The following is a 6,493-nucleotide window of genomic DNA, read 5'->3' as shown; positions in this document are numbered from 1 at the left end:
AAGGGCGTAGGCGAGAAGATGGCAAAGGAACTGGGCGCTTACGGCGCTGACAAGGTTCTGGTTTGCGAGAGCGACCTGCTCGAGACCTACACCACCGATGCATACGCAAAGGTTCTGTGCGACACCGTTATGGCTAAGAAGCCGGAGATCCTGCTGATCGCCGCTACCAACATTGGCCGTGACCTCGGCCCGCGCTGTGCAGCTCGTCTGCACACCGGTCTGACCGCAGACTGCACCCACCTCGACGTAGACGTAGAGAAGTACGCTGCATTCCTGCAGGAGGCTTCCACTCTGCCGCAGGCTCAGATCGATGCTCTGAACCGCGAGGACCGCAACCTGAAGATGACCCGTCCGGCATTCGGCGGTCACCTGATGGCTACCATTATCTGCCCGCGCTTCCGTCCGCAGATGGCTACCGTTCGTCCGGGTGTACTGAAGAAGGGCGAGTACAACGAGGCTAAGGCTAACGCAGTAGTTGTTGAGCCGGTAGCTTTCGAGCTGTCCGAGGCTGACATCAAGACCAAGGTTCTCGAGGTCGTTAAGGAAGCTAAGGAGCTGGTTGACCTGACCGGCGCTGAGGTAGTTGTATCTGTAGGCCGTGGTATCTCCAAGGACGTTGAGACCGGCATCAAGCTGGCTGAAGAGCTGGCTGGCCTGTTCGGCGGCGTTGTTGGCGGTTCCCGTGCTGCTATCGACTCCGGCTGGCTGTCTGCTGACCACCAGGTTGGTCAGACCGGCAAGACCGTACATCCGAAGCTGTACGTTGCTCTGGGTATTTCCGGTGCTATCCAGCATAAGGCTGGCATGCAGGATTCCGAGTGCATCGTAGCAGTTAACAAGTCTGATTCCGCTCCGATCTTCGACGTAGCTGACTACGGCATCTGCGGCGACCTGTTCAAGGTTGTTCCGATGATGATCGACGCAATCAAGGCTGCTAAGGAGTCTAAGTAATTTTTGACTGCGCGATAGCGGCGCATCCCGTCGTCAAACGGCTCGCTGCGTACTGTTGTACGCGGCCTCGCCGCTTTCCTCGGCCTGCTTGCTCTTGCTTGTCAAAATACTGCTTCGATTGAGCATCAATTCGAATAGAAAAAGCCTCTGTCCGATGGACAGAGGCTTTTTTGTGCCGCTTTAGGTTTCATTATCCGGAGAATACGGCGGATATTCGGGATAATGGTCGAAATAATATTCGACGTGATAAATACCATAGTAATCGTTTACGATTTTGCGGACTTCCTCGGCGTAGAGGTTTGTAGAAAGGCTGCCATAAGTACCGGTTAATATTTTGTACGGATTTTCTTCGTATCGAGTGACAAGATCGGTTGTTAGCTCTTGAAAACCGACAGAGGTTTTGTAGTTATGCGGCACAGCTGCACCTTTTGACGCCATAAATTCAGTGCGTTCGAGGTCTGACAGGTCAGACAGCCGGATTCCGGTCCGCATATATTCCGAAACCGGCGGCGTGTTTTTGACTGCAACGGTCATAATCACAATGGTGGCGAACAGCAGGACGAAAAGTGCTTTGATTCGTGGTTTCAGCATGGTATCACCGCCCTTGTCTTGTATATGTTCATTATACTATAAAATCGGTCCGATTTGGAAGAATAGATTTCGATTGGTTGCGAATTACGGGTGCTTCCATTCTCCATTTTTCATTCTCAATTCTGTGCACAGACCAAAAAGACGCAAAACCCAAAGAGGTACGATTCTCACGAATCGTACCTCTTTCGCTATCCAGATAAGGATTATTCGTCCTTATTTTCAGTTTCTGCGGGAGTCTTTGCATCCTTATGCGTCAGCACCAGCTTGTCGTCGGCGGCATCGAGCGTTACGCTGTCGCCTTTCTTGATCTTGCCCTCAAGGGATTCCTCAGCAACAAGATCCTCGACCTCGTTGGTAACAGCGCGGCGCAGCGGGCGGGCACCGTAAACCGGATCAAAACCAGCCTTGGCAAGGTGCTTCTTGGCAGCCTCGGTCCAATCCATGGTGATCTCCATATCCTGCATGCGGGCAGCAACCTTGCGGAGCATGCCGTCGGCAATCTGTGCAATCTCGTCCTCATTCAGACGGTTGAACACGATGATGTCGTCGATACGGTTGAGGAACTCCGGACGAACCGCGGTCTTGAGTTCCGCCATAACGTCGGCCTTGATCTGCTCAAAGGTGCGCTCTGCAGCGTCCTCCGGCTTGCCGTCCGCAAAGCCAAGCGACTTGCGGCCGCTGCCGGTGATCTTCTGTGCGCCGATGTTGGAGGTCATGATGATGATGGTATTCTTGAAGTCTACATGGCGGCCCTGACCGTCGGTCAGGATACCATCTTCAAGAATCTGCAGCAGGATGTTGAATACATCCGGGTGCGCCTTCTCGATCTCATCGAACAGGACAACCGAGTACGGATGACGGCGAACCTTCTCGGACAGCTGACCGCCCTCATCGTAGCCAACGTATCCCGGGGGCGAACCGATCATACGCGAAACAGCGTGCTTCTCCATATATTCGGACATATCAATGCGGATCAGCGCATTTTCATCGCCGAACATGGCCTCAGCCAGTGCCTTGCTCAGCTCGGTCTTGCCGACACCGGTAGGGCCGAGGAACAGGAATGAACCGATCGGGCGCTTCGGGTCGCGCAGGCCGACACGGCTGCGGCGGATGGCCTTAGCAACGGCGGTTACAGCCTCGCTCTGACCGATGACACGCTGATGCAGCGTATCCTCGAGGTGCAGCAGACGCTGTCCCTCGTCCTCGGTCAGCTGAGCAACCGGAACACCGGTCCAGCCGGAGATAACGGCTGCAATGTCGTCCTCGGTGACAGCACCGTGCGACTTGGTCTGCTGGTCAGCCCACTCCTTCTTGCGGGCCTCCATCGCTTCGCGCTTGGACTTCTCCTCGTCACGCAGCTTGGCAGCGTTCTCAAAGTCCTGACCCTTGACGGCCTCTTCCTTCTTTGCAGCAACGGCGGCGATTTCGTCCTCGAGCTGCTTCAAATCCGGCGGAGTGGTCAGGCTGGACAGGCGAACGCGGGAGCAGGCCTCATCAATTACGTCGATTGCCTTATCCGGCAGGTAACGGCCGGTTACATAGCGGACAGACAGCTTGACAGCGGCTTCAATAGCCTCGTCCGGAATCTTGATGCGGTGATGTGCTTCGTACTTGTCGCGCAGACCCTTCAAAATCTCAACGGCATCCTCGGCGGACGGCTCGTTGATCTGAACAGGCTGGAAACGACGCTCCAGAGCGGCATCCTTCTCAATATTCTTGCGGTACTCGTCAAGCGTGGTTGCGCCGATGACCTGTACCTCGCCGCGGCTCAGTGCCGGCTTCAGGATATTCGCAGCATCCGCTGCACCCTCAGCCGCACCGGCACCCATCAGCATATGCATCTCATCGATGAACAGGATGGTGTCCTTCTTGGCGGTCAGCTCTTCAATGACCTTCTTGATGCGCTCCTCGAACTCGCCGCGGTACTTGGTGCCCGCGATCATGCCGGTCAGGTCGAGCGAGATCAGGCGCTTGCCCTTCAGGGTCTCCGGTACGTCGCCGGAAACAATCTTCTGGGCCAGACCCTCGACAACGGCGGTCTTGCCGACACCCGGATCACCGATCAGCGCCGGGTTGTTCTTGGTGCGGCGGGACAGAATCTGGATGACACGCTGAATCTCCTTGGAGCGGCCGATAACCGGGTCCAGCTTGCCCTCCTTGGCAGCGGCTGTCAGGTCGCGGCCAAACTGGCTGAGCGCGTCCTTGCTGTCAGCGCCGCCGTTTGCAGCAGTGCCAGGCTCGCCGGAAACGCTGTCCTGTACGCCGCCGAGCGCTTCATTCAGCTTCTCGACAAGGATTTGCGGGGTGATCTTCAGATTAGCAAGCGCGGTCAGAGCCACATTCTGGCCTTCGCGCAGGATGCCGAGCAGCAGATGTTCGGTGCCGACATAGCCGGTGCCCATCTCGTTCGCGGACTGTACGGACAGCTCTACAATGCGCTTGGTGCGCGGCGTCATGCCCTGCGGCGCAGTGGAATCCGGGGTGCCGCGGCCGGACAGCTCCTCGATCTGATGAACGAGAGCTTCGTCGGTCACGCCTGCGGCAGTGAGTGCCTTGGCGGCCGGGCCGCCGCCTTCACGCAGCAGGCCGAGCAGCAAGTGCTCCGAGCCAATGTAGCTGTGACCGAACGAAGCGGCCGCTTCCTGTGCAAGCGTCAGTGCCTGACGGGCACGCTCGGTAAAACGGTTTTGATAGAACATAAATAACACTCCTTTCAGAGTAGGAAAATAGCTTGATTTAGGGGTCAAACGTCCTCGCAGGGGCGCACAGTGTGCGTCCGGATTTCAGCATCGTGGTTGGAGTGGGCGCACACTGTGCGCCCACTGCGGGACAGGTGATTAGTTGAACTGAATAGGCTTTGTCGCTTCACGCAGGATTTCCGCGCGCTTCTTATCGCGGTCCTGCGGTGCGCCGGTCAGCATTGCCGGACGGATGTGCTCCTCCAGTGCGTACAGCTTCTGCGCGTCCATGCCGGACAGGAAACCCATCTGCAGACCGATCAGCACATCGGAAATGCACTGTACGGCTTCGCTCGTGTCGATGAGGTAGGCGCTCTTCATTGTGCCTGCTGCGCGGTAAATGCGGTCGCGTAGTGCGGGTTCATTCTGGCTGCGTATCTGCTCGCGCGCTTTCTTCTCTGCGTCGATGATGGTGGTTGCCGTTTCTACCAGCTTGTCGGTCAGCTCTGCGGCAGACGCACCGAGAGTAACCTGATTGGACACCTGATAGAATCCGCCGACCGCCTGCGAGCCTTCGCCGTAGGTGCCGCGAACGGCACAGCCGCGGCTGCCCGCGTAGCCAATGATGCGGTCCATCTGCTCGGTGGCGGTCAGCATCGGCAGATGCAGCATGATGGAGGCGCGGAGACCGGTGCCGATATTAGTCGGGCAGGCGGTCAGGTAGCCGAGGCGCTCGTCATACGCGAACGGCAGCGCCGCTTCGATGAGCGAAGCTACACGATTTGCGGTTTCGAGACATTCCTTCGGGCAAAGGCCGGTGCCGATGACCTGCAAACGCAGATGATCTTCCTCGCCGACCATGATGGACACGCCGCTGTCCTTGGAGACAATCAGCCAACCGCCGTTCTGCGCCAGCTCAGGGGAGATGAGGTGTTCCTCGACCAGCTGAGAGGCTTCAGTCGAACGGGGGATGATCTGCTTCTTGTCAAACTCCGGACCGATGGTCGGGTTTTCTTTCAGTGCAGCGAATACCTTGTCAGCAATTTCACTGTGCTGCTGTTCGGTCAGACGGAACGGATAACCCTTGATATTTCGTGCCAGGCGTACGCGGCTGGACGCTGCCAGACCGGTAAAGCCGCCGTGAATCTCAAACATACTCATTTCTGTTCACCCTCCATTCTGCGGATCTCATCGCGCAGGCTTGCTGCGCGCTCGTAATCTTCGCTTTCAACTGCCGCTTTCAGCTGTGCCTTGAGGTCAGCCACCGGGTCAGCCTTGGGCTGTTCGGGCGCCGCCGGTGCCGTGCCGATATGACGCGTTGCACCGTGAATCTTCTGTACATACGGATTGAGAATATCCGCAAACGTGGCGTAGCAGTCCGGGCAGCCGACGCGGCCGGTGCGGCGCAGCTCGCTTTCGGTCATGCCGCAGGTCGGGCACTTGCGCTCGGTGCCGAGCATGGTAGCGGTCGGAGCCGCTTCGCCCAGCATGTCATTCCACAGGCTGCCAAAGCCGCCGCCGAGGAACGAATGGAACGGATCGCTCCAGAAGTGGTTCATCGACTGAAATGCGTTTTCAAACGCACCGCCGAGGTTTTCCTTCTGTGCACATTCCGGACACAGGTGCATCTCACGGGTGACACCGTTTACGGTTTCCTTATAATACATGGTAGCTTCATTCTTGCCGCATTTTTCGCATTTCATAAGTCAAAACTCCTCTCTGAGAGATTATATATAATGTAGTGTTTACGGAGAAAAGGGCATCACGTTGTTGCAACGCCCATGACTGCGCATCGGAAAATCGCGGAACGCAGTCTGTCGCGGTCGGTCTTATCAACCTCCGCCAGCGCACCGTCCGAGCAGGCGGACAGCAGCAGCTGACCTTCGCGCTGGGTAAGCAGCTCAGCGGAAACGAGTGCGCGTGTCAGACGCGCCGCGTCGTTCTGGCTCAGCCGTCCGCCGATACCGCGTGCCGCTTCGAGCAGCGTGCGCTGCTTGTCATCCAGCAGACGGATAATGCGGATGAAACCGCCGCCGCCGCGCTGGCTCTCAACCAGATAACCATGCTCCGGTGTGAAGCGGGTCTCTATCACATAATTGATTTGACTCGGTACGCACGAAAACCGGTCAGCAAGGCTTTTGCGCTGCAGCTCAGCAACGCCGCCGCCGTCTGACAGCATCTCACCGATGAAGTCGGCGATCACATCGGACATTTTCATGGTGTTTCACTTCCTTCCGGGGAAGGTACTCACTCATCTGACCTTCCCTGATCAT

At 57.2% G+C, this 6,493-nt stretch carries 6 protein-coding genes; 1 reads left to right on the top strand and 5 read right to left on the bottom strand.

Translation table 11 applies throughout. The features are described 5' to 3' along the window. Window positions 1-951, top strand: a 951-nt coding sequence (locus tag ACWVX6_RS04085) for an electron transfer flavoprotein subunit alpha/FixB family protein (protein ID WP_455152418.1), incomplete at its 5' end; no start/stop codon positions are given. Between the two features lie 180 nt (window positions 952-1,131). Here ACWVX6_RS04085 and ACWVX6_RS04080 read toward each other — a convergent pair. From ACWVX6_RS04080 to ACWVX6_RS04060, 5 genes are all read right to left on the bottom strand, one after another. Next, window positions 1,132-1,542, bottom strand: coding sequence for a hypothetical protein (locus tag ACWVX6_RS04080; protein ID WP_118481154.1), 411 nt, complete (start codon window positions 1,540-1,542; stop codon window positions 1,132-1,134). Window positions 1,543-1,745: 203 nt separating this feature from the next. Beyond that, window positions 1,746-4,241 (bottom strand): ATP-dependent Clp protease ATP-binding subunit, encoded by a 2,496-nt coding sequence (locus ACWVX6_RS04075; protein WP_455152417.1) that lies wholly within the window; start codon window positions 4,239-4,241, stop codon window positions 1,746-1,748. Window positions 4,242-4,379: 138 nt separating this feature from the next. Then, window positions 4,380-5,381 carry an ATP--guanido phosphotransferase gene (locus tag ACWVX6_RS04070; RefSeq protein WP_455152416.1) on the bottom strand — a complete coding sequence of 334 codons (1,002 nt, stop codon included), beginning with the start codon at window positions 5,379-5,381 and terminating at the stop codon, window positions 4,380-4,382. Then, complete coding sequence (locus ACWVX6_RS04065; RefSeq protein ID WP_116705280.1) at window positions 5,378-5,923, bottom strand: UvrB/UvrC motif-containing protein; 546 nt, start codon at window positions 5,921-5,923, stop codon at window positions 5,378-5,380. The genes ACWVX6_RS04070 and ACWVX6_RS04065 overlap by 4 nt, the downstream gene beginning before the upstream one ends. Window positions 5,924-5,982: 59 nt before the next feature. After that, the gene (locus tag ACWVX6_RS04060) at window positions 5,983-6,438 is read right to left on the bottom strand and encodes a CtsR family transcriptional regulator (RefSeq protein WP_118361133.1); all 456 of its coding nucleotides are present in this window, start codon (window positions 6,436-6,438) and stop codon (window positions 5,983-5,985) included. Window positions 6,439-6,493: the final 55 nt, after the last annotated feature.

This window comes from Butyricicoccus sp. (genome assembly GCF_977037065.1).
Note: the sequence above shows the minus strand (reverse complement) of the source record. Positions and strands in the feature narration are given on the sequence as shown.